Origin of the sequence: Paucilactobacillus wasatchensis (assembly GCF_000876205.1) — a bacterium.
In the GTDB taxonomy this organism is placed as follows: domain Bacteria; phylum Bacillota; class Bacilli; order Lactobacillales; family Lactobacillaceae; genus Paucilactobacillus; species Paucilactobacillus wasatchensis.
Genome location: NZ_AWTT01000009.1, coordinates 20,630 through 41,572, shown reverse-complemented (window position 1 = coordinate 41,572; position 20,943 = coordinate 20,630). Strand labels below are relative to the sequence as shown.

The following is a 20,943-nucleotide window of genomic DNA, read 5'->3' as shown; positions in this document are numbered from 1 at the left end:
TCCTATTTAATTTTTAGTGGTGATCGAACGGATTCAAACGAGCTATTTATAGGAACACGCTGTGCTTAGAATCTTAAGGGTACACCAAGACTAAATTTTGCGTCAATGAAATTTGATAAAAATTAGAAAAAAATAACCACATTACACTGGTAAGCGTAATATGGTTAAATCATTTGTAGCACAAACTAATAAATATTGGCGACCTGCGCCTGTGCTTCTTCATGGTCCATAAATTCATCGTAAGTACTGTCCGCTTTGTCTACCACACCATTAGGTCCAACTTCGACAATGTGATTGGCAATGGTCTGAATAAATTGGTGATCATGGCTGGTGAAAATTAGTGAGCCCGGAAAATCAATCAAAGCATCATTCAAACTAGTGATGCTTTCAAGATCCAGATGATTGGTGGGATCGTCGAGCAGGAGAACATTTGATTTACCCAACATTAATTTGGATAAGTAGCTGCGAACTTTTTCGCCCCCAGATAAAACGTTGACTTGTTTTAAAACTTCGTCTCCACTAAAGAGCATCTTACCCAAAAACCCGCGTAAGAAGGTGTTGTCACTTTCCTCTTTACTGGCAAATTGGCGGAGCCATTCCAAAATATTGAGACTGGCATCACTGAATTCAGGTGTTAAATCTTTCGGCATGTAGGCTCGATTGGTGGTAACCCCCCAGTTAACGGTACCTGTGTCAGGCTTCATTGTGCCAGCAATAATTTGCATCAAAATATTGGTGTTCACATCTGAACGTGATACCAGTGCAGTTTTGTCGCCTGGCCGGAGGATAAAGCTAACATTATCCAAAACCTTTTGACCGTCAATCGTTTTGCTGACATTTTCGACTCGTAACAGGTCGTTACCGAGTTCCCGTTCGGGTGTGAATTTGATAAATGGGTACTTACGCGAACTGGGTTTAATGTCATCTAATGTGATTTTGTCTAATTGCTTTTTACGAGAAGTAGCTTGTTTGGATTTCGATGCATTAGCTGAAAAACGTGCCACGAATTCCTGCAATTCTTTGATTTGTTCTTCTTTCTTAGCGTTGGATTGTGCCCGCAATTGTTGGGCCAGTTGAGAGCTCTGAATCCAAAAGTCGTAGTTACCGACAAATAACTCAATTTTGCCAAAATCAACGTCACAGATGTGGGTACAAACAGAGTTTAAAAAGTGGCGGTCATGGCTAACAACTAGGACGGTGTTTTCGTAATCAGCGAGGAAATCTTCTAGCCAGATGATCGTCTTTGGATCCAATCCGTTGGTTGGTTCATCTAGTAATAAGACATCAGGTTTACCGAATAATGCCTGTGCTAAGAGAACTTTGATTTTATCACTTTCGCTGAGATCCTTCATTAACTTTTGGTGCTGATCTTCAGCAATTCCCATTGATTGGAGCAATTGACTGGCATCACTTTCGGCGTTCCAGCCATCCATTTCGCCAAATTCGCCTTCTAGTTCGGCAGCTCGCATTCCATCAGCTTCAGAAAAGTCCGGCTTGGCATAGAGTGAATCTTTTTCACTCATTACTTCAAATAAATGTTCGTAACCTTGCAAGACAGTGTTCAAGACGGTTTGATCATCAAACGCAAAGTGGTCTTGTTTTAAACTACTCATCCGCTCGTTTTGTCCCATAGAGACTGTTCCGGTGGTTGGTGTGAGCCCGCCTTCTAAAATTTTTAAAAAAGTTGATTTACCAGCGCCATTGGCACCAATGATACCGTAGCAGTTGCCCGGTGTGAATTTCAAATTGACATCATCGTACAACTGGCGGTCGGAAAATGACATCGATACATTATTAACAGTTAGCAATCTTTTACCTCACTTTATTTATCGTTCCATAGTTTCGTGTTTTTGAACCGTTCCTCCATATTAGCAGATAAGGTCAACTGGAACAATGATATAGTATAGCTAGTTTAACATTTGAACGTAAAATTTTGTGTTGAGGGAGTGTTGATATGACAACTGGACCAGACCCTAAAGAAGTATATCCAAATCCAGCCATCAAGGAGTTGGTATTTTTAAATAATACCATTAAAAATCCTAATATTAAGGTGGGCGATTTCACATATTATGATGATCCTAAAAATCCTGAAGGCTTTGAGGAACATGTCACTCATCATTATGAATTTTTGGGTGATCAATTAATTATTGGAAAATTTTGTTCAATTGCAGCTGGCATTGAGTTTATCATGAACGGTGCCAACCACGTAATGGCAGGAATTACGACGTATCCGTTTAATATTTTGGGTAGTGGTTGGGAACAACATACACCACAATTAGCAGACTTGCCGTTCAAAGGTGATACAGTAGTTGGCAATGATGTTTGGTTTGGTCAAAATGTGACCGTTTTACCTGGTGTAACCATTGGAGATGGTGCCATTATTGGTGCTAATAGTGTACTCACCAAAGATGTGGCGCCATATACTGTCGTTGGTGGCAACCCGGCTAGGTTGATTAAAAGCAGATTTTCGTCCGCAATAATTACACAATTAGAAACATTAAAGTGGTGGGAGCAGGATATTGCTTGGATTAGTGCTCATATTGATGATTTAATGGTTAGTAAAATTACTGAAACCGGGGTTAATGAGCTAATTTTGTCCACCAAGGTATAATAATCTGTTGTGTTTCACGTGAAACAGAAAAAAGAACTGCTACTTTGACTAACGTAGCAGTTCTAATTTTTTACAATGCAGTTGGTGCGGTAACGTTCAATTCGGTGGCAATATCTTTCAATTGACCAGCAGTTGTTTCATCAATTGAAACGCCATGGGCCTTATTTTCATCGTAGCGTTTGTATTCGCGGTCGCCGGGAATCATGATTTGAGTACCAGGAAGCTTGTCTAGATTTCTAATACGCTCAAACATACTTTCAACGTTGGCTTTCAGGACTTCAATATCACCAAAGAATGATGGGTCAATTGTTAAGAAGAATTGACTAAAATCATGCTTACCAGTATTAGTATCTGCTGAAATTGAACCTTGAGCTAAAATTCCAGTCAGTAATTCAACCACGAGCGAGTTACCGAAACCTTTGTAGTTGGAGTTTTCTTCTTCGTTACCACCTAAAGTTAACACACCACCACCGGGCTGTTCTTCAGTTAAAGCAACCTTAGAAAGAATATCTTCAGCGGCATTGGCATCTTTGACAATGTTGCGATCACGATCGATTGCCCATTCGCCAGGGATCTTACCACCCTGTTTAGCCAGAACTTGGATTTTACCACCCGAGACAACCGAGGTCGCACCATCAAATACAAATGGATGAGGTTCGGCTGGGAAGGTGAAGGCAAAGGCGTTCGAACCTAAGAAGGCGTCTTTAGCGTTTGTTGGGACAACTAGTGGCCGGGTATTGGTATTTGAAACCCCAATTAACCCCGCTTCGGCAGCCATGCGAGAATAGTAGCCGGCGGTACCAAAGTGGTTGGAATTGCGAATAACTGCAATTGAAACGCTACTTTTTTTGGTTTTTTCGATTAATTTTCGCATTGCCAGTGCAGAGGCAATGTGGCCCATGTTTTGGTTAGCATCAATTAATAAGCTAGTGGCAGACTCCTTTAAAATAATTGGCTTGTTAGTTGGTTCAATGATGTGCTCTTTAATCATATTGAGGTACCAAGCTAGGCGTTGAATTCCATGTGATGAAATTCCACGCAGATCGGCATCGACTAACGTATCCGCTAGCAGGGCACCATCTTCTTTGGAAAAATTATATTTAGCAAAAACCTGTTGTAAAAATGTATCTTCTGCAGTAGCACTGATTTTCATGATGATTAATTCCTCCTAATTTTTAATCAAAAAATCGTCCCCGTACAAAATTTGTACAAGGACGATTACGATTAGACCGCGGTGCCACCTATATTTACAATCAAATTGATTGCCTCAAAACCCATAAATCTTGGGTTGTGCAACATAACGGTTGCGGACCGTAAACATAGCGTTAACCTGTTTAATACTCTAAGCTCATCTTCACTAATTTCAGGCGATACCTTTTCAGCAAAACAGGCACTCTCTGGGAGTCATCGATTAGTTACTCTTCTCATCAATATTTAATATTTATTGTTTAATGAAAATTTAGTTCACTTTGAGGGCGTTGTCAAGCACAATTAGGTAATTGAGGTTATAATTATCATAGTAAAATTAGAACGTTCTTAATAATTATCTGCGTAGTAAAGGGGGATTGTCATGAAAACGGCGGAGCAAATTTTTGATGCTATTCAAGCAGATCCAGCTAATGCACAATTTACGAGTGAGGCAATTTTACCGCTTTATCACATTGAACCACACGCCAAGATTCTAATTATTAGCCAGGCTCCTAGCAAAAAGGCGCAAGAATCAATGCTATTTTGGAATGATCCGAGTGGGGATCGATTGCGTGATTGGATGGGCGTGACCGCAGACGAGTTTTATCATTCCGGGAAAGTGGCGGTAGTGCCGCTCGACTTTTATTATCCCGGCAAGGGACCACATGGCGATTTACCACCACGCAAGGGCTTTGCAAAAAAGTGGCATGCTTCATTGTTAGAATTGATGCCAGAGGTGGAACTAACCTTGTTAATTGGACAGTATGCCCAAAAATATTATTTAGGTGCCAAACGGCAAACAACGTTAACTCAAACTGTGCGACAATATGAAGATTATTTACCGACTTATTTTCCACTAGTGCATCCGTCACCGCTGAATTATGGTTGGATGAAGAAAAATCCCTGGTTTACTGCAGATGTGGTGCCGGCGCTCCAGCAAAAAGTTAGGTTAATAATGGCATCAAATGGGCAACAATTATGAAGGGTGGTTAGGAATGAAAATTAAAATGGTAGTTGTAGATATGGATGGCACTTTTTTAAATGACCAGAATACTTACAACCAACAACGCTTTATGGAATTATTTGAGCAATTAAAACGCCAGCAGATTAAATTTGTGGTGGCCAGTGGTTCTCAATTTCAACGACTGCAGGGTCAATTTGCATCTGTGAAAGATAACTTAGATTTTATTTCGCAAAATGGCGCATTAGTACATCACGGCCACGAGTTGATCGCGGCTGAAGCAATTAATGAACGTGATTTGCAGCAGGCACTCCAACTTATCGCGCGTGAGTTTACCCAAAATTATATGATGCAGACAACGATTTCAGGTGTCAAAAAAACATACGTCGACCGGCAGACGCCAATGGAAGTACTACAAATAATCAAACGATATTATTATGCGGTTGAATTAGTTGACGATTTTTTTGCTGTCACCGCCGCCGCAGTTCATGATCAGATTACCAAAATTGGTGTGACATTTGCGGATCCAAACAATTATCAAACATTGGTGAATCAATTGAGAACGAAATTACCAGCAACATTAGCTAGCCAAAACTCTGGTTTTAACACGGAACTAATTGGTAATGCTGGCGTTGATAAGGTAACTGGGATTAATCGATTGCAGGAACGCTATGGGATTGCTAGCGATCAAATTATGACGTTTGGTGATAATGAAAATGATCTAAAGATGTTGCAGATGACGCCGTATGGTTTTGCTATGCAAAATGCAACTGCACAATTCAAACAACAAGTTAATAATGTGACCCAGGCAGATAATAATCATGACGGAGTACTGGCAACGATTCAGCAAATGATTGAATAGTTAATGAAAGGAAGAAAATAAAATGCGGGTAATGATTTTAGGAGCAGCTGGTCAAATTGGCAAAATGGTGACAGATGATTTATTGGCACAAACCAATTATGACTTAATTTTATACGGACGAAATGTGACAACAAGATTAGCAGACAGGGCTGGCGAACGAGTAACTTTGGTTGACGGCATGTTTGAGGAAGTCGACAAGATTAAAGAGAAATTAACTGATGTTGAAGCGGTTTTTCTCAGCTTTGTTGCCGGGGATCAATTGATGAAGTCCTTAGTGCAAGTGCTAGAAGATGCCGGTGTTAAGCGATTTATTGCTACTAATATTCCCGATATTTATCAGGAGATGACGGGTAAATTTACGCAATGGTATCACGAAAACACTGGGCTTGTCTGGGATTCTAAGTACCGTAAAGCAGCTGATATAGTTGAAGCTAGCAAACTAGACTATATCATCTTACGGATCACATGGCTTTACAATCAAGAAGGCAATACCAGAGTCCACATCACAAAAAAAGGCGAACCATTTGTTGAAGCACAGGTAACTCGTCAAGCGGTGGCACAGACTGTGATTGATTTGTTAACGGGAAAGTTCAATTATCACCGTGAGAGTTTAGGATTAGGTGAACCTGATACGGAATATTCAAAACCAAGCTTTTTCTAGAACTAAAGAGGCTGGGCAAAAAACTATGTTTTTGCCCAGCCTCTTTTTTTATGGAACTATTTTTATGCCCAAAGATGATTAATCTAATCGATTAAACTGCCATCTTTACGATATTCTTTGACCTGAGATTTTTTATTTTTAGCAATCTTTCTAGCTCGCTCGACCGCTTCTCTTTTTGTGTCAAACACATCACTTGGTTTCTCAGCTCCCTGGGCCATCACAGCCCAACCAGCATCTGTATATTTAACGACTTCGTTGGCATCAATCAATTCTTCATTAGAGCTGCTAGTGTCATGCTTGTCGTTTTTATCAGGATTAGGTTCTTTGCTAAATTTTCTTTTCTCAGTTTCACTGGCGCTGTCATACCACTTTTCGGCCTGACTCATTGCAATCGGGATTGCGCGCTCATCATTGTAACCTTCAGCCAGTAATGCATTGGCAATATCAATTGCCTTTTTTCGTTCTAATTCTTGCATATTCTTCATTGAATTGGGGTAGTCCTTCATGTTCCATGCCATCAATTGAGTCCTCCTTGACTATCTGTCGGTGTGATTGTTGGTAATGGTTAAAGTTCTATCGTTAATTCTAAGTCTAAACTAATAGGTAGGTACAAGAAAAGAATTATGCTTGGTGATTGCTTATTTAAACGAATGATAGCCTTCTTGATAGCCCTTCACAGCGTCGACACTTGCGTTAATCATTGCGGAAATACTGTCAAAAATGTTTGGTACCAATATTAATGCTAAAAATAAAATTCCCAAAATGACAGTTTTAGATGACATTGAACGATTTAACTGCCGCCAATTAATTGTGAATAATAGCCAGATAAATAAGATAAATGCTGGTAGTGATGACCAATCCACAAAAGTACTTTCTTTGATACCGATACCTAATAGGACAAAGTAAATCGCAAAGCCTAAGATAAAGCCACCGGCAATAATTTTAAAAACGCGACTAAGCGGCTCTTTATTATTCGCAGTTAAGCTGTTCATTAATGACATGTCTCCTCGAACAAGGTCATCAATTGAAATGTTAAATAGGTTACTAATTGCGACCACATTGGCGAAGGTTGGCAGTGACACACCACCCTCCCACTTTGAAATCGATTGGCGTGAAATGTGTAGTTTATCGGCCAATTCATTTTGTGATAGGCCTCGTTGCTCTCGGTATGTTTGAATCTGCTTGCCAATTTTCATAAAATCTCCTGCAATTCAATCTTAGTATAGATAAGCAATCAGGAAAAGGGGGAGCACTTATTGGTTGCCGTGAAAAAAAGATAAAAAGAATGCTAAAACTTGATTTGAATCAAGTTTAGATCACACACTCCCCGTTATGATGGTGACAGTTAATAAAAACATACAACTCCTGATCATAGTTGTTGCAAATGTCACCAAGAATTAATACGAGGAGTGGAAAACATGAAATTTCAAAAATTGATCCAAGAACATAATAATCAAATTACATTAATAACAGCCATTTTGATTGTTGCAGGATTTTTTAGCAAGTATTTCCTAGGAAATACACTGGGCTATGATATCTTCTTAGCGGTTGCATCAATCATTGCCGCTGTGCCAATCATGATGCACGCTTATCAGGCTTTAAAAGTGAAAGTTGTCAGTATCGAATTGCTAGTTAGTATTGCCGTCATCGGCGCGTTCATTATTGGTGAATATAATGAATCAGCCATTGTTACCTTTCTCTTCTTATTTGGGAGCTATCTAGAAGAGAGAACATTAGCTAAGACACGTCAATCAATCAAGTCATTGACCGAAATGGCACCAACTACCGCAGCGGTTGTACAAGATGATGGCACAACTGAAGAAGTAGATGTTGATGACGTGGACGAAGGCGACATTGTTTTAGTTAAAACTGGTGGTTCCATTCCAGTCGATGGAACGGTTGTTGAAGGGCACGGCTACACGGATGAATCGGTGGTTACCGGTGAATCTCGTGAAGTCGGCAAACAGGTTAAAGATGACGTTTTCTCTGGCACAATGCTTAGTGATGGCTATTTGAAGATTGAAGCGACCAAAGTGGGTGACGATACTACCTTTGCCAAAATTATTGAGTTAGTTGAAGATGCACAGGATACTAAATCCCATGCAGAGAAATTTATCGATCGTTTTTCACAGTACTATACCCCAGCTGTACTAATTATTGCGCTGCTAGTATTTATCTTTTCCCGAGACTTTAAGCTGGCGATTACGGTACTAGTGCTTGGATGCCCAGGTGCGCTCGTCATTGGTGCCCCAGTATCAAATGTTGCTGGGATTGGCAATGGTGCTAAGCGAGGTATTTTGGTCAAGGGTGGCGAAGCAATGGACACCTTTTCTAAAATTGATACATTCGTTTTTGACAAGACTGGTACTTTAACTAAGGGGAATACTTCTGTTTCAGCGGTTAAAAACTATGGGACCAGTTTAGACAATACATTCGCACTGACTGCTAAAGTTGAAAGTCTGTCAGATCATCCCTTAGGGCGGGCCATTGTGACCTATGCTGAGAGCAAAACTTATGATTTTCAGGAGTTAGAAGTTGAGGATAATCAAACTATTAAGGGTCAGGGAATGATGGCTCAGATTGATAATCATGAAGTGCTGGCTGGAAATCTCAAATTGATGAGTTCTCACGATATCAAATTGACCGCACAACAAACAACTGATTTAGACGAACTACAGGCTACTGGCAGTTCAGTCGTAATTATTGCAGTCGATGGCAAAGTCGATTTAATTGTTGCCATTTCAGATATTATTCGACCAGAAGTTGCCAAGCAGTTACAGTCATTACGGGACAAAGGCGCCAAACATTTAGTTATGTTGACTGGTGACAACAAAGCAACGGCAGATTATGTGGCCCAACAAGTCGGAATTGATGAAGTGCATGCCGAGCTAATGCCAGAACAAAAGGTTGAAATTGTGAAGCAGTTTCAACAAGTTGGCCGTAGTGTGGCGTTCGTTGGCGATGGAATTAATGATAGTCCTTCAATCGCAACAGCAGACATCGGTATCGCAATGGGCAGTGGTACGGATGTTGCCATTGAGACTTCGGATGTTGTCTTGATGCAATCAAGTTTTGAAGCGCTGGTACACGCATATGGATTAGCTAAAAAGACAGTTTTGAACACAAAGGAAAATATTACCATTGCTATTGGAGTAGTAGCATTCCTGTTAATTGGTCTGATTGCCGGATTCATTTATATGGCAAGTGGGATGTTTGTCCATGAAGCAAGTATCTTAGTAGTAATCTTTAACGCAATGCGGTTAATTAGTTATGGTAAAGCACCACAAGTTAAGCAGATTCCACAGACAACGCCAGCTATAAAATAATTAAAAAAAGATTGTAAAACTTGATTTGAATCAAGTTTTAATCGGTAACGTCTCGGTACAATAAAGATAATCAAAGAAGAAAGTTTCACCAGAGGAGGAACTTATTATGACAAAAAAAGCAGTTTTACAATTAGAAGCACTTACTTGCCCATCGTGTATGCAAAAGATTGAACATGCGGTTGCTCATCAAGATGGCGTTGAAAAAGTGAAAGTATTATTCAATGCTAGCAAGGTTAAGGCGGAGTTTGACGATACCAAAACAAGCGCACAGGAACTAGCAGACGTAGTTGAGAAGTTAGGCTACACCGTTGATAAAGTGAAGGAAAAAGAATTAACTAAGGAGGCTTAATTTGATGACAAATGTAGATACGCAATACGAAGCTGAACTAAAACAGGCCGATTTAGATCACCACAAACCGACTGCCGGAGCAATGACCGGACATATCTTATCGAATCTGTTGGTGAACAATGTTAAATTACATCAGGCGGTGTGGTATTTAAAAGGATTACAATCACTGCAACTGAAACCATTGTATGAAAAGTTAATTCAACAAGGACGACAGAATTTTGACCAACTAGCGGTTGTTTTGCTCGATGAAAATGAGTTGCCACCTTCGACTGTGAGTGAATATGTTAAGTATTCGATGCTGGAAGAAGACGGGCGCAATAAGTATTTCACAGCTGAGCAGTTGGTTGATATTACCGCACATGACTATGCCACTCAAAATATGTTTATTGATCGGGCTATTGTGTTAGCACAAAAAGAAACGCGCCCTGCGATGGCGGCTTTCCTGACAAATCTACGTGGGCAAAACAATCATTCAATTCAAGTGTTACAAGCTGTACTTGGTAAGCAGGCGTGGGACGGGTTGGTTGAAGAAGACGAAGACGATGATGAAGACTAATTAAGTTAATGGAATTCGTGGATGATCACAGTAAGTTGTGACCATCTTTTTTTGTTTCACGTGAAACTAACTACTTATACCATTTAAAAATTATCGATTTGGGTCTATTATTAACTGGACTAAACTGAAAAGAGACGATGATAATATGGCAATTTATGCTGGTGAACCGCTAAATATTTTACATACAATCGGGTTGGATCACTTATACCCGATTATTAGGTGTGAAATTAAATTTGATCAGCAACTTGACCGGGGGCGGTTTAGTGATGCACTGACGGCAGTGGCAAAAGTAGTACCAGAAATACTGTGCAAATATCAGTTAGCAACCAATAGCTGGGAAACTGTGACGGATGATGTTGACGATTTAATCCACTATAATATTAGTCGACCTGATGTTGATGCTAAGAGTTTTGACCTAATGAATGAACCACAACTGCGTATTTATTGGAACACAGTTAATAATCAAGACCACTTAATTTTTTATGTTAGTCATATTTTGACTGACGGCGCAGGCTGTAAGCAATTACTATATTTGCTTGCAAAGGCGTATTCAGTGGGACTACAAAGCATTGCCAAAGTAACTAATCGACAAGATGTCGATTGGCTCATGACACTAATCAAGCAAAGAAAACAGGCTACCAAACGGGGAACTGATCATCCGACTACGCCATTGGTACTCCCCGAGTTAGTCGAAACGACACCAGTGACTTCATTAGTGGGTAGCGTAAAACTCAAGGCCCAGACAGTATCACAATTAGTGTCAGCGGCGCATCAAAAAAATGTTACGTTAAATGATATTTTCATGGCTGCGTTCGGCCGCACGATTCAGCGGTATGGGGATGCACCGACAATTTCATTAGCATGTCCAACTGATATGCGGCAGTTTATTGCTCAACCACAACCTAACACAGTCCGAGTAGCTAACCATACTTCTAGATATAACTTGAGTGTTGAAAGTGAGCTTGATGATCCATTTGAAAAGTTAGTTACACAAGTACATCAAGGCATGGCGATAAATAAGGCTAACCATCAGTGCTTTGATTCTATTTCAGATTTACTCGAAAAATATGAAAAGTATCCATTAGATAAATTGCAGCAAATTGTAGAAGATAATTATCACGTACGTGAAATTGCTTATACTAACTTTGGAATTATTGATCACAAGCAGCTGGTGTTTGATGGTGCTGCAATTACGGATGTCACAATGACTGGTAGCTTCAGACGGGCACCAATGTTTCAAATTGCAGTGGCAACATTTAATAATCAGACTAGTTTATCATTTAATATGGATGGCACGAAAACAGAATATGATTTTGGGATGGCGCTTGCACGAAATATGGCAGACTTAATTGATATCTTTGCGTTACAGGCAAAATAAAAATCGCTCAATATATGGCAGTTCATTGCCATGTTTTGAACGATTTTTTAGATTTATTAACTATTTTGTGTAATCAACATGTTTTGTTTCCTTAGTGACTGCCAAAGCAACAAATGAAACAACGGCCATGATACCAAGATATAAACCAACGGTATGTAAGCCCCAGTTTTCAGCTAACCAGGTTGCGATTGTTGGTGCAAAGGCAGCACCAACGATGGCGGACAAGTTGTAAGCTAAGGCTGAACCAGAATAACGAACCTTGGTGGTGAATAATTCTGGAAGAACGGCGCCGATTGGACCGTAAACTAGTCCCATTAGGAAGAATCCGATAAAGAGGAAAGCACAAACGCCAGGAACGTTATGCTGGCCAGTTAAAAAGTATGGGAAGATAACGGCAAAGACTGCAATGGCTGCGGTAGCAGACATTAACAACTTTTTACGGCCCCATTTATCTGCCAGGTATGATGAAGCTAAAATGACACCAGCAAACATGACGATGGCAGCCATCAGCAATAATAGAAATTCTCGGTTGTTAAAGCCCAAGTTAGTGGTTGCAAACGTTAGTGACCATGTTGAAAGGGTAAAGAAGAAAGTATATGAAACGGCAACGATGAATGTACCACGTAAGATTTGTTTCCAGCTTGTTTTGAAAACTTCCTTTAATGGTGATTTAACAGTATTATCTTCTGTTTGTGCTTTACGGAAAAGAGGTGTTTCTTGTAATCTTTTGCGGACCCAGAGACCGATGAAAACCATGACTGCTGAGGCAAGGAAAGGAATTCTCCAACCAAAGCTAATCATTTGAGCAGGTGACAGAAATGATTCAAGCACGAAGAATAATCCATTACATAAAAAGAAACCTAGTGGAGCACCCAATTCTGGGAATGAACCGTATAATGCTCGTTTGTTTTCAGGCGCATTTTCAGTGGCTACCAAAACAGCACCAGACCACTCGCCACCAAGTCCAATTCCTTGAACAAATCGGCATAAACAAAGTAATAAGATCGAAGTGATACCAATCGATGCAAAACTTGGTAAAAACCCAATTAATACGGTTGAGCCACCCATTAAAATTAATGAAACGACCAATGTTTTTTTACGACCAATTTTGTCACCATAGTGACCGAAAATAAATGATCCCAGTGGCCGAGCGACAAAGGCCACGCCAAACGTAAGTAAACTAAGTAAAATAGCAATTGATGGTGTTAATGATGGGAAGAAGACCTTCGGAAAATATGTTGCTGCAGCAGTTCCATAAGCATAGAAATCGAAAAATTCGACTGCTGTACCAATCATTGAAGCAAAAATGACTGTCTTGATTGGGTCTCGTTCAATTGTGGGAGATTTTGTTGTGGGTAGAGCTTCTGTAGTTGTTTGCATGGTACTTCACTTCCTAATCTATGTATTTTTATTTTTTGACTCTTGGAACTTGTGGCCTTTCCTCCTAACTAAAGAGTAAATAAAAAGGCCAGGGACTTTGAACACCCCTGGCCTTAACCAACGCTGCTCGCGAAATAGTGCGAGCAACAAGTTTATATTGTCGCTCACACTAGATAATAATAATTTCGACTCGTACGTTGGTTGTCATATTTATTTACCCCTTGTTAATAATTTGATTTACATAGCATATCTTAGTTAAATTGATTTGTAAAGGTAAAAATTAAAATTAGATTAAAATAAAGTTAGAAAACATTTATTAATAGCTGTAAAAGTGCTGTTAAAACAGGCATTTAAGCCAGATAATGAGAGTGCTAAATCTGCAACATTATTAGAGCTTCTTAATTTTATTAACTATTTTTACCATGAAACTTATGAATGCAAGCAATTGATCACAATTAACCGCGATTCATTTTCAATATGCTATACTTTGAAGAATGTTTTTTAACCCTGATCATGGAAGGAAGATGAACCAATGTCAGAAGCAACCACTTATTTAGCAACCGTCCGGGCCAAAATTGTCGCTCGCGATGGTAATCAGCCAGAATTTCTAGAAGCAATTGATAACTTTTTCCATACATTAACACCAGTATTAGAGAAACACCCAGAGTATATCAAAGCGAACTTAGTTGAACGTTTAACTGAGCCTGAACGAGCCTTCCAGTTCCGCGTTTCGTGGGTTGATGATCACGGTAATGTGCAGGTTAACCGCGGTTTTCGGGTTCAATTCAATGGTGCCATCGGTCCTTATAAAGGTGGCTTACGCTTCCATCCGACCGTTAATCTCTCCATCGTAAAATTTTTGGGATTTGAACAAATTTTCAAAAACAGTTTAACCGGGCTACCAATTGGTGGTGGCAAGGGTGGTAGTGATTTTGATCCTAAAGGCAAATCCGATGGTGAAGTTATGCGCTTTATACAAAGCTTCATGACTGAATTGCAAAAGCATATCGGTCCAGACTTGGATGTTCCGGCTGGTGATATTGGTGTTGGTGCCCGTGAAATTGGGTTTATGTACGGCCAATATCGTCGTTTAAATGGTTATCAAGCTGGTGTCTTGACTGGAAAAGGTTTGAGCTACGGTGGTAGTTTGGCTAGAACACAAGCCACTGGATTTGGGCTGTTGTATTACACTGAGGCGCTACTTGCAGCTCAGGGCGAACAATTGACGGGTAAAAAAGTTAAGGTATCCGGTTCTGGCAATGTGGCAATCTATGCCGTGCAAAAAGCGACTGAATTGGGTGCGACTGTCATCACAGTGTCAGATTCAAATGGATTTATTTATGATCCTAATGGAATTGATTACAAAATTGTGCAACAAATTAAAGAAGTTGAACGGGGCCGCATTAAAGAATATGCAGATCGCGTTGACACAGCAGAATATCACGAAGGTTCAGTTTGGGACTTTGACGTTGAATACGATGTTGCCTTGCCTAGTGCTACTCAAAATGAAATTGATGGTGGCCGAGCTGCCCGCCTAGTGCAAAATGGCGCCAAGGTTGTGGCATCAGGGGCCAACATGCCTAGTACACCGGAGGCAGTCGAGGTATTTCATCAGGCTAATGTTTTATTAGGGCCTGCTAAGGCTGCCAATGCTGGCGGTGTCGCCGTATCTGCACTAGAAATGAGCCAAAACGATGAACGTTTATCATGGACATTTGAAGAAGTGGATCAACGATTAAAGACAATCATGCAAAATATTTTTTCAGAGTCGGCACAAGCGGCTGAAGAATATGGTTTTGGTAAGGATTACTTGGCTGGTGCGAACATTGCTGGTTTTAAACGAGTAGCGGATGCAATGATGGCTCAAGGCGTAATTTAATATCTAAACGGATCGAACACAAAACGACTGACTAACTTCAGCCGTTTTTTTTGTGGTTTCACACCAGAACGTCATTCCCTGGATAAATGAGATATAATAAAACTATTAATATTTTTTTGGAGGATTTCAATGCAATTAAATCAACATCAACAATGGTTAATTAATTTTTATCAACAGCGTGATTGGTATAAATTATCGCCGTTTATCAGGCTCAACTTTATTAGTGAAGAAGTTGGTGAACTATCGCGGGCGGTTCGTGCTATCGAAATTGGGCGAGACCATCCTGGTGAAAAAAAGCAGACGCCGTCACAGTTAACTGACAATCTCATGGAAGAGATGGCAGATACATTAGATCAGGTAATCGTTTTGAGTTCGTTATATGGCATTAAGGCGGAAGATTTAATTAAATACAGTGAACAGAAATTAAAACGTCGGTTTGAAAATGAATTGCAGTAGTGGTTAAAGTTATTGGGAGAAATTGAAGATGGACAAGAATCATAAAGTAGAGTTACCACTGGAGGTCGTTGATAAACTTCAGTTAAAAACTGGCGATACAATCAGGTTTACGGTTAGAAGTAACGGAGTCATGCTGCAACCAACTGAAATTAATAGCCAAAAAATTTCGTTGTGGTGGTCACTTATTCCCACGGTAGTTATGAGTATCGTTTTTTATTTATTTATTTTAAAGCAACGGTTGCAGCAAGTTCCATTGACCGGTACGACGTCAATTGCCACAGCACTGATTGGATTAGGGGTGCTTAGTGGCACAATTTTCTTTATTAAAAGCCGAAAAAGCCCCGATAATTCAGCGTCGCGTAATATATATTGGCGAAATTTTCCCACGATTGTTTTGTCATTTGCATTAATATTACTATTAGCATTACTGGGGATTTTTTGGGTGTTTGACTTGATTTTCACTGGGGCTACATTTGATCAGCTAACTGCAATATTTATTTTTTTCATCTTCAGCAGTGTGATCAATTATTTGATGATTGTAGCAGCGTTATCAATCTCATCGACCATGCTAACATCTTTGTTTATGGCAATTATCAGTAGCGGGGTCGTTATTTCGATGGCATCAAACGGACAAAGGCGCTGGTGGCAACATAATTTAAGCTTTTTGGGCACAAATATGGCTAGCGATAGTTGGTGGTTTAACTTAACACTGATTTTTTCGGCGTTAATTATGATTGTACTTATCGACTATTTGTTTGTTTCATTGCAGGAATCATATCCACGAACTTGGCAGTTAATGACATTGCGGGTGATTTTGACCCTGGCAGCGGTGGATCTTGGTGCGGTAGGTGCTTTTCCTAACAATGCTACTTTTCATTTTTTTCACGATCAGCTAGCCCGCATGTTGGTTTACTTTATTATTATTTTAATTATTGGAATTAAGTGGTTGTTACCACAGGTCAAGAAAGACTTTTTGAGCACCTCATATATTATTGGTGGTGTCCTAGTATTAACGGATGTTTTATTTCAATTTGTCGGTTATCTGTCGTTGACAGCCTTTGAATTGATTGGCTTTATGCTGGCATTTGGCTGGGTTTTATTGTTATTTCAAGCAATGCAACGGTTGATTTTAGACCAAACGAGAATTTTTGAAATCAAGGTCGATTAACATCTTGGTGCTTGTTTAATTTTGATTAGAAGTGCTAGAATTTAGCAGTGCACAAAGGGGATGAAGACAAATTGGCTAAGATGAAAGATTTTAAACAACGAATGAACTTTTTGGGAATCTCCATTGTGATGAATGCTGCCGGGAATGCTCTAACGATTTCAACTAATTTAGGAAGTGCAGTCTGGACAGGATCGACAGTCAACCTGTCAAATTGGATTCATATTCCCTTAGGAACAACGCTATTTATTTATGGGATTGTGATTACGATCGCTAATCAACTGCTGTTAGGGCACTTTGATCGCCGCCGCCTATTCTCTAACCTATTGTATGCATTTCCATTTAGCTACTTAGTTTCTTTTATTACGCTATTTTGGAATTGGGTTGGTGTCCCTGGGCTGGGATTAGCTGCCCGAGTGGTTTTGGATACAATCGGTATTATGGTAATTGCAGCAGCGGTCTCAATCTATCAGCGGTCTAATATTTTGCTGCACCCCAATGATGATTTGTCATACATTTTACGGTTTAAATTTTTAAAGGGTTCTGCCATTTTGGGGCAGTGGGTTAGTTACACGCCACCAATTTTGATTACAATTGCATCGGTAATTGCAACCGGGCAACTGAAAGCGATTGGTTATGGTACGATTTTGGCGCTGGTGGCACAGGGGATGATGATGAGTTGGTCGGAAACCCATGTGTTTCCACAATTGAAGCATCATATTGATATCTAATTATTGTTAAAATCAATGCCACGATTAAAATAATTCAAAAAAATTTCCTGGGAAATATTGAACTTATCCTAATATAGTTTAGCACACCTTTTTATCACTTATCTTTGATATGATAGTGATGAAAAGGCTTTTTTATTTAATCAATTAAAATGGGGGGAGTTTCAATGTTAGCAATTCAACATTTATCAAAGCAATTTGGCACGTTGAAAGCACTGAGTGATGTCAATTTTACGGTTGCACAAGGTGAAATCATGGGATTGATTGGGCAAAATGGTTCTGGCAAATCGACTACATTTCATAGTATTTTGAATTTCTTGAAATATGACGGACAAATAAGTTGGAATAATGCACCCATCACGGAAGCGGTCTTTGATGAAATTGGATATCTGCCCGAAGAACGCAGTTTGATGCCGAAACTGACAGTCGAGCAGCAAATTATCTACTTAGCACGGTTAAAAAATCAATCTGCGAAGCTAATTAGACCTCAGATTGATGGTTGGTTGAAAAAATTTAGTGTTAAAGGCAAAAGAACGGATAAAATTAAAGATCTTTCTAAAGGAAATCAACAAAAAGTGCAGCTTATTTGTACACTTATTCACCGGCCCAAGTTATTGATCCTGGATGAGCCATTTAGTGGTTTGGATCCTGTTAACGTTGATTTGTTAGAACAAGCAATCATTGAAGCTAAGCAGCAGGGGACAGCCATTATTTTTTCGAGTCATGATATGGGGAATGTTGAGGCGTTATGTGATCGGTTGCTCATGCTTAAACTAGGAAAAGTGGTCTTAAATGGGCGGATCGAAGATGTACGTAATCAATTTGGTAAGGATCGATTATTCGTCACTACAGACTGGGAAGAACAACGATTAAAGCAGCTTGAACATGTAGTTGAAGTAACACGTTTAGCAGACAAAAAGTATTTATTGAAGTTAGATGATCCGGTAGCAGGACGGGCAATTTTTCACGCATTGACGCAGGGTGACTATATCGAAGAATTTAGTCAACAAGCGCCATCTCTAGATGAAATATTTAGAATGAAAGTGAGTGATCAAGATGCGTAAACTATGGGTAATTACGATTGAAACTTATCTTCGCCAAGTTAAGTCTTGGAGTTTTGTGATGCTTGTTGTTGCGCCGTTTTTGATGATTGGGTTATCATTTGGTGTGGGCTTTTTAAGTGCTAATTCAAGTCAAAGTGGTAATAAAATTGCAGTTGTTTCAAACCAGTCGACCTTAAGGGATCAGTTTATCAAAGAAAATAAAGATGATATTAAAAAAAGTATTAGCTCAATTAAAGCTGCTAAAACAGCCTTCAAAGACGAGCAGATTGCGGGCTATATTGTCCTTTCATCTGATTCACACCAAGTTTCTGCCATTTTTCATGGTGGTCGCTCATTAGAAAGTAATATTAATACTAAATTGGATTCTTTTTTAATGCAGCAACAACAACGGCTTAATTTGATTAACGCTAAATTAAGCCCGGCACAATCTAATACGCTGCAGCAGCAGCCACAGTTCAAGCAAATTGTGCAGAAAAAAACGGGCAATGCTAAGATTGCTCGGTTAATTTCATTTTGGGTAATGGTACTGATGGTTTATATGATTTTAATTACCTATTCATCGGTTACGGCACAGGAGATTGCGTCTGAAAAAGGGACCAAAATCATGGAAATTATTTTCTCCAGTACCAGTGCTTATAAGTACTTTGCAGGTAAGATTTTGGGTGTGCTGCTAGTTATTTTGACGCAGTTAATATCTTATGGCATTGGCGGTTGGGGCAGCTACCTAATCGCGCAACACGCTTCGTTTACTAAAGAGATTGTGGCAGCTAATCATGCCTTGCTTGATAAAGTGGTATCGAATCTTTTGAGTATTAACTTAGTGTATTTATTTTTAGGTGTTATTTTATACACTATCTTGGCAGCGTTTAGTGGTGCACTGGTTGCCAAAGCGGAGGACGCATCTAAGGCAGCCCAACCTGCAATTTACCTAGTGATGATTGCTTTTTTTGCAACATTTCCATTTCAAAATAACGCTGACGCGTTGGTTGTTAAAATAATGTCTTATGTTCCATTCTTTTCATCCTTTTTCATGCCACTTCGAATTATTGACCAAAGTGTGGGTGGTTGGGAAGTAGCTGCTTCACTGGTTGTTTTAGTTGGTAGCATTTGCTTATTAATTCAGTATATTGGCGGTATTTACGAAGGATTAATGCTGCAAACGGACGATAGTAGTTTTTGGAAGAGGTTCAAACGTGGCGTTAGTTATCATTAATGCATTAGTAATTGTGGCCATGGTGGGCCACTTTTTTGATGCTTTAAAAATGAACGATCCACGCTGGAAGTTATTTAATTTCGTTAATCGGTTTGCCGGCTAAGTACGATTTTAAGTTATCTATCGTAATCGCTAGCATTCTTTTTCGTGTTTCTAAGGGTGCCCAAGCAATATGAGGAGTAATATAACAATTTTTGGCTTTTAGGAGGGGATTGTCAGTAGTAATGGGTTCTTGTTGGACTACATCTGTCGCTAGTGCATAAATTTGTCCGGCATTTAAAGCAGTGGTCACATCTGTTTCGTTGATCAATTTTCCCCTGGCGGTATTTAGCAAGATCACACCGCGTTTCATCTTGGCAATGCTATCTTTATTGATTAAGTTAATCGTGTCTGATGATTGAATAACATGCAGACTAATTACATCTGATTGGTACAAAAGTTCATCGAATGAAACCTGTTTTACCCATTTTTCAGTTACTTTTTTGGGCTGATGGTTATAGAAAATAACATTCATATTAAAAGCGTGCGCTAATACAGCTACTTTTTGTGCAATCCGGCCATAACCAATTAAACCTAACGTTTTACCACTTAATTCAAATAGCGGTTGTTCCCAAAAAGTAAAATCTGGGACACTAGCCCATTTTCCTTCGTGAACCAATTGATTATGTAGCCCAACTTGGCCGACTACTTCCAATAGAAGTGAAAAGGTGAATTGTGCGACTGCATTGGTGGCATAGGCAGTGATATTAGTGACGATAACACCATTTTTGTGGGCACTGTCAATATCAACAACGTCATAGCCGGTGCCCATGATGCCAATGTACCTTAATTGCGGTGCATGGGTGATTACTTCAGCATCTAGTGGTGTTTTATGTGTTAGAACAATTTCAGCTTGACCAATTCGCTGTAAAATTGCAGCATTGTTGCCAACCGCTGTTCGATCATAATAGGCACATTCGCCCAAGGTGCCTAACGCTTCCCAATTTAAATCCTTATTAAGCGCATAACCATCTAAAAGAACAATTTTCATAACTGGCCCCGGTTTAATTAATCTGTCGCTAAACTGCTGAATCATATTTTAGCACTTGTGGTAAATCGAGGGTCGTTAAATTGCAACAACTTTTTTGTGCACAAAGGGACTAAAAATGAGTATGATATAACCATAC

21 protein-coding genes and 1 other annotated feature are annotated in these 20,943 nt (G+C 39.5%); of the genes, 15 read left to right on the top strand and 6 right to left on the bottom strand.

Going from position 1 to position 20,943, the window contains the following annotated elements:
• Window positions 1-185: 185 nt before the first annotated feature.
• On the bottom strand, window positions 186-1,808 hold the full coding sequence (locus WDC_RS02780; protein WP_044010294.1) for an ABC-F family ATP-binding cassette domain-containing protein: 1,623 nt from the start codon (window positions 1,806-1,808) through the stop codon (window positions 186-188).
• A 146-nt stretch (window positions 1,809-1,954) separates the two neighbouring features.
• Between WDC_RS02780 and WDC_RS02775 the strand changes: the two genes are divergently transcribed.
• Complete coding sequence (locus WDC_RS02775) at window positions 1,955-2,611, top strand: Vat family streptogramin A O-acetyltransferase (protein ID WP_044010293.1); 657 nt, start codon at window positions 1,955-1,957, stop codon at window positions 2,609-2,611.
• A 70-nt stretch (window positions 2,612-2,681) separates the two neighbouring features.
• On the opposite strand, the gene WDC_RS02770 is transcribed toward WDC_RS02775, so the two are convergent.
• On the bottom strand, window positions 2,682-3,764 hold the full coding sequence (locus tag WDC_RS02770; RefSeq protein ID WP_044010292.1) for an Ldh family oxidoreductase: 1,083 nt from the start codon (window positions 3,762-3,764) through the stop codon (window positions 2,682-2,684).
• 54 nt (window positions 3,765-3,818) lie between these two features.
• Window positions 3,819-4,051, bottom strand: a binding site (T-box leader).
• A 130-nt stretch (window positions 4,052-4,181) separates the two neighbouring features.
• Between WDC_RS02770 and WDC_RS02765 the strand changes: the two genes are divergently transcribed.
• The 3 genes from WDC_RS02765 to WDC_RS02755 are packed head-to-tail and all read left to right on the top strand — an operon-like array spanning window position 4,182 to window position 6,283.
• Complete coding sequence (locus WDC_RS02765) at window positions 4,182-4,781, top strand: uracil-DNA glycosylase family protein (RefSeq protein ID WP_044010291.1); 600 nt, start codon at window positions 4,182-4,184, stop codon at window positions 4,779-4,781.
• A 13-nt stretch (window positions 4,782-4,794) separates the two neighbouring features.
• Window positions 4,795-5,622 carry a Cof-type HAD-IIB family hydrolase gene (locus tag WDC_RS02760; RefSeq protein WP_044010290.1) on the top strand — a complete coding sequence of 276 codons (828 nt, stop codon included), beginning with the start codon at window positions 4,795-4,797 and terminating at the stop codon, window positions 5,620-5,622.
• Window positions 5,623-5,644: 22 nt separating this feature from the next.
• Window positions 5,645-6,283, top strand: a complete 639-nt coding sequence (locus WDC_RS02755; protein ID WP_044010289.1) for an NAD(P)H-binding protein — start codon at window positions 5,645-5,647, stop codon at window positions 6,281-6,283.
• A gap of 83 nt (window positions 6,284-6,366) precedes the next feature.
• Here the strand turns inward: WDC_RS02755 and WDC_RS02750 are convergent, their stop codons facing one another.
• Window positions 6,367-6,801 (bottom strand): DUF2188 domain-containing protein, encoded by a 435-nt coding sequence (locus WDC_RS02750; protein ID WP_044010288.1) that lies wholly within the window; start codon window positions 6,799-6,801, stop codon window positions 6,367-6,369.
• Between the two features lie 120 nt (window positions 6,802-6,921).
• Window positions 6,922-7,479: a helix-turn-helix domain-containing protein gene (locus tag WDC_RS02745; RefSeq protein ID WP_044010287.1), complete on the bottom strand. Its 558-nt coding sequence runs from the start codon at window positions 7,477-7,479 to the stop codon at window positions 6,922-6,924.
• 222 nt (window positions 7,480-7,701) lie between these two features.
• On the opposite strand from WDC_RS02745, the gene WDC_RS02740 reads away from it, so the two are divergent.
• From WDC_RS02740 to WDC_RS02725, 4 genes are all read left to right on the top strand, one after another.
• Window positions 7,702-9,609 carry a heavy metal translocating P-type ATPase gene (locus tag WDC_RS02740; protein WP_044010286.1) on the top strand — a complete coding sequence of 636 codons (1,908 nt, stop codon included), beginning with the start codon at window positions 7,702-7,704 and terminating at the stop codon, window positions 9,607-9,609.
• A 106-nt stretch (window positions 9,610-9,715) separates the two neighbouring features.
• Entirely contained in the window at window positions 9,716-9,958 is a 243-nt protein-coding gene (locus WDC_RS02735) for a cation transporter (RefSeq protein WP_044010285.1), read from the top strand.
• A gap of 4 nt (window positions 9,959-9,962) precedes the next feature.
• Window positions 9,963-10,514, top strand: coding sequence for a ferritin-like domain-containing protein (locus WDC_RS02730; protein ID WP_044010284.1), 552 nt, complete (start codon window positions 9,963-9,965; stop codon window positions 10,512-10,514).
• Window positions 10,515-10,659: 145 nt separating this feature from the next.
• Complete coding sequence (locus tag WDC_RS02725; protein ID WP_044010283.1) at window positions 10,660-11,892, top strand: condensation domain-containing protein; 1,233 nt, start codon at window positions 10,660-10,662, stop codon at window positions 11,890-11,892.
• A gap of 60 nt (window positions 11,893-11,952) precedes the next feature.
• Here the strand turns inward: WDC_RS02725 and WDC_RS02720 are convergent, their stop codons facing one another.
• Complete coding sequence (locus tag WDC_RS02720) at window positions 11,953-13,272, bottom strand: MFS transporter (RefSeq protein ID WP_044010282.1); 1,320 nt, start codon at window positions 13,270-13,272, stop codon at window positions 11,953-11,955.
• 532 nt (window positions 13,273-13,804) lie between these two features.
• On the opposite strand from WDC_RS02720, the gene gdhA reads away from it, so the two are divergent.
• The 7 genes from gdhA (at window position 13,805) to WDC_RS09980 (ending at window position 19,880) form a co-directional block, all read left to right on the top strand.
• Window positions 13,805-15,151 carry an NADP-specific glutamate dehydrogenase gene (gene gdhA, locus WDC_RS02715; protein ID WP_044010281.1) on the top strand — a complete coding sequence of 449 codons (1,347 nt, stop codon included), beginning with the start codon at window positions 13,805-13,807 and terminating at the stop codon, window positions 15,149-15,151.
• Between the two features lie 129 nt (window positions 15,152-15,280).
• Entirely contained in the window at window positions 15,281-15,607 is a 327-nt protein-coding gene (locus WDC_RS02710; RefSeq protein ID WP_044010280.1) for a MazG nucleotide pyrophosphohydrolase domain-containing protein, read from the top strand.
• 28 nt (window positions 15,608-15,635) lie between these two features.
• Window positions 15,636-16,775 carry an AbrB/MazE/SpoVT family DNA-binding domain-containing protein gene (locus WDC_RS02705; protein ID WP_044010279.1) on the top strand — a complete coding sequence of 380 codons (1,140 nt, stop codon included), beginning with the start codon at window positions 15,636-15,638 and terminating at the stop codon, window positions 16,773-16,775.
• A gap of 71 nt (window positions 16,776-16,846) precedes the next feature.
• Entirely contained in the window at window positions 16,847-17,503 is a 657-nt protein-coding gene (locus WDC_RS02700; RefSeq protein ID WP_044010278.1) for a membrane protein, read from the top strand.
• A 164-nt stretch (window positions 17,504-17,667) separates the two neighbouring features.
• A complete protein-coding gene (locus WDC_RS02695; RefSeq protein ID WP_044010277.1) occupies window positions 17,668-18,564 on the top strand; it encodes an ABC transporter ATP-binding protein in 897 nt (298 codons plus the stop codon).
• Entirely contained in the window at window positions 18,557-19,777 is a 1,221-nt protein-coding gene (locus WDC_RS02690) for an ABC transporter permease (RefSeq protein ID WP_044010276.1), read from the top strand. Before WDC_RS02695 ends, WDC_RS02690 begins: the two co-directional genes overlap by 8 nt.
• Window positions 19,758-19,880: a hypothetical protein gene (locus WDC_RS09980; protein ID WP_263640389.1), complete on the top strand. Its 123-nt coding sequence runs from the start codon at window positions 19,758-19,760 to the stop codon at window positions 19,878-19,880. The genes WDC_RS02690 and WDC_RS09980 overlap by 20 nt, the downstream gene beginning before the upstream one ends.
• Here the strand turns inward: WDC_RS09980 and WDC_RS02685 are convergent.
• Window positions 19,848-20,807, bottom strand: coding sequence for a D-2-hydroxyacid dehydrogenase (locus tag WDC_RS02685; RefSeq protein WP_044010301.1), 960 nt, complete (start codon window positions 20,805-20,807; stop codon window positions 19,848-19,850). The two genes, WDC_RS09980 and WDC_RS02685, sit on opposite strands and share 33 nt — an antisense overlap.
• Window positions 20,808-20,943 lie beyond the last annotated feature (136 nt).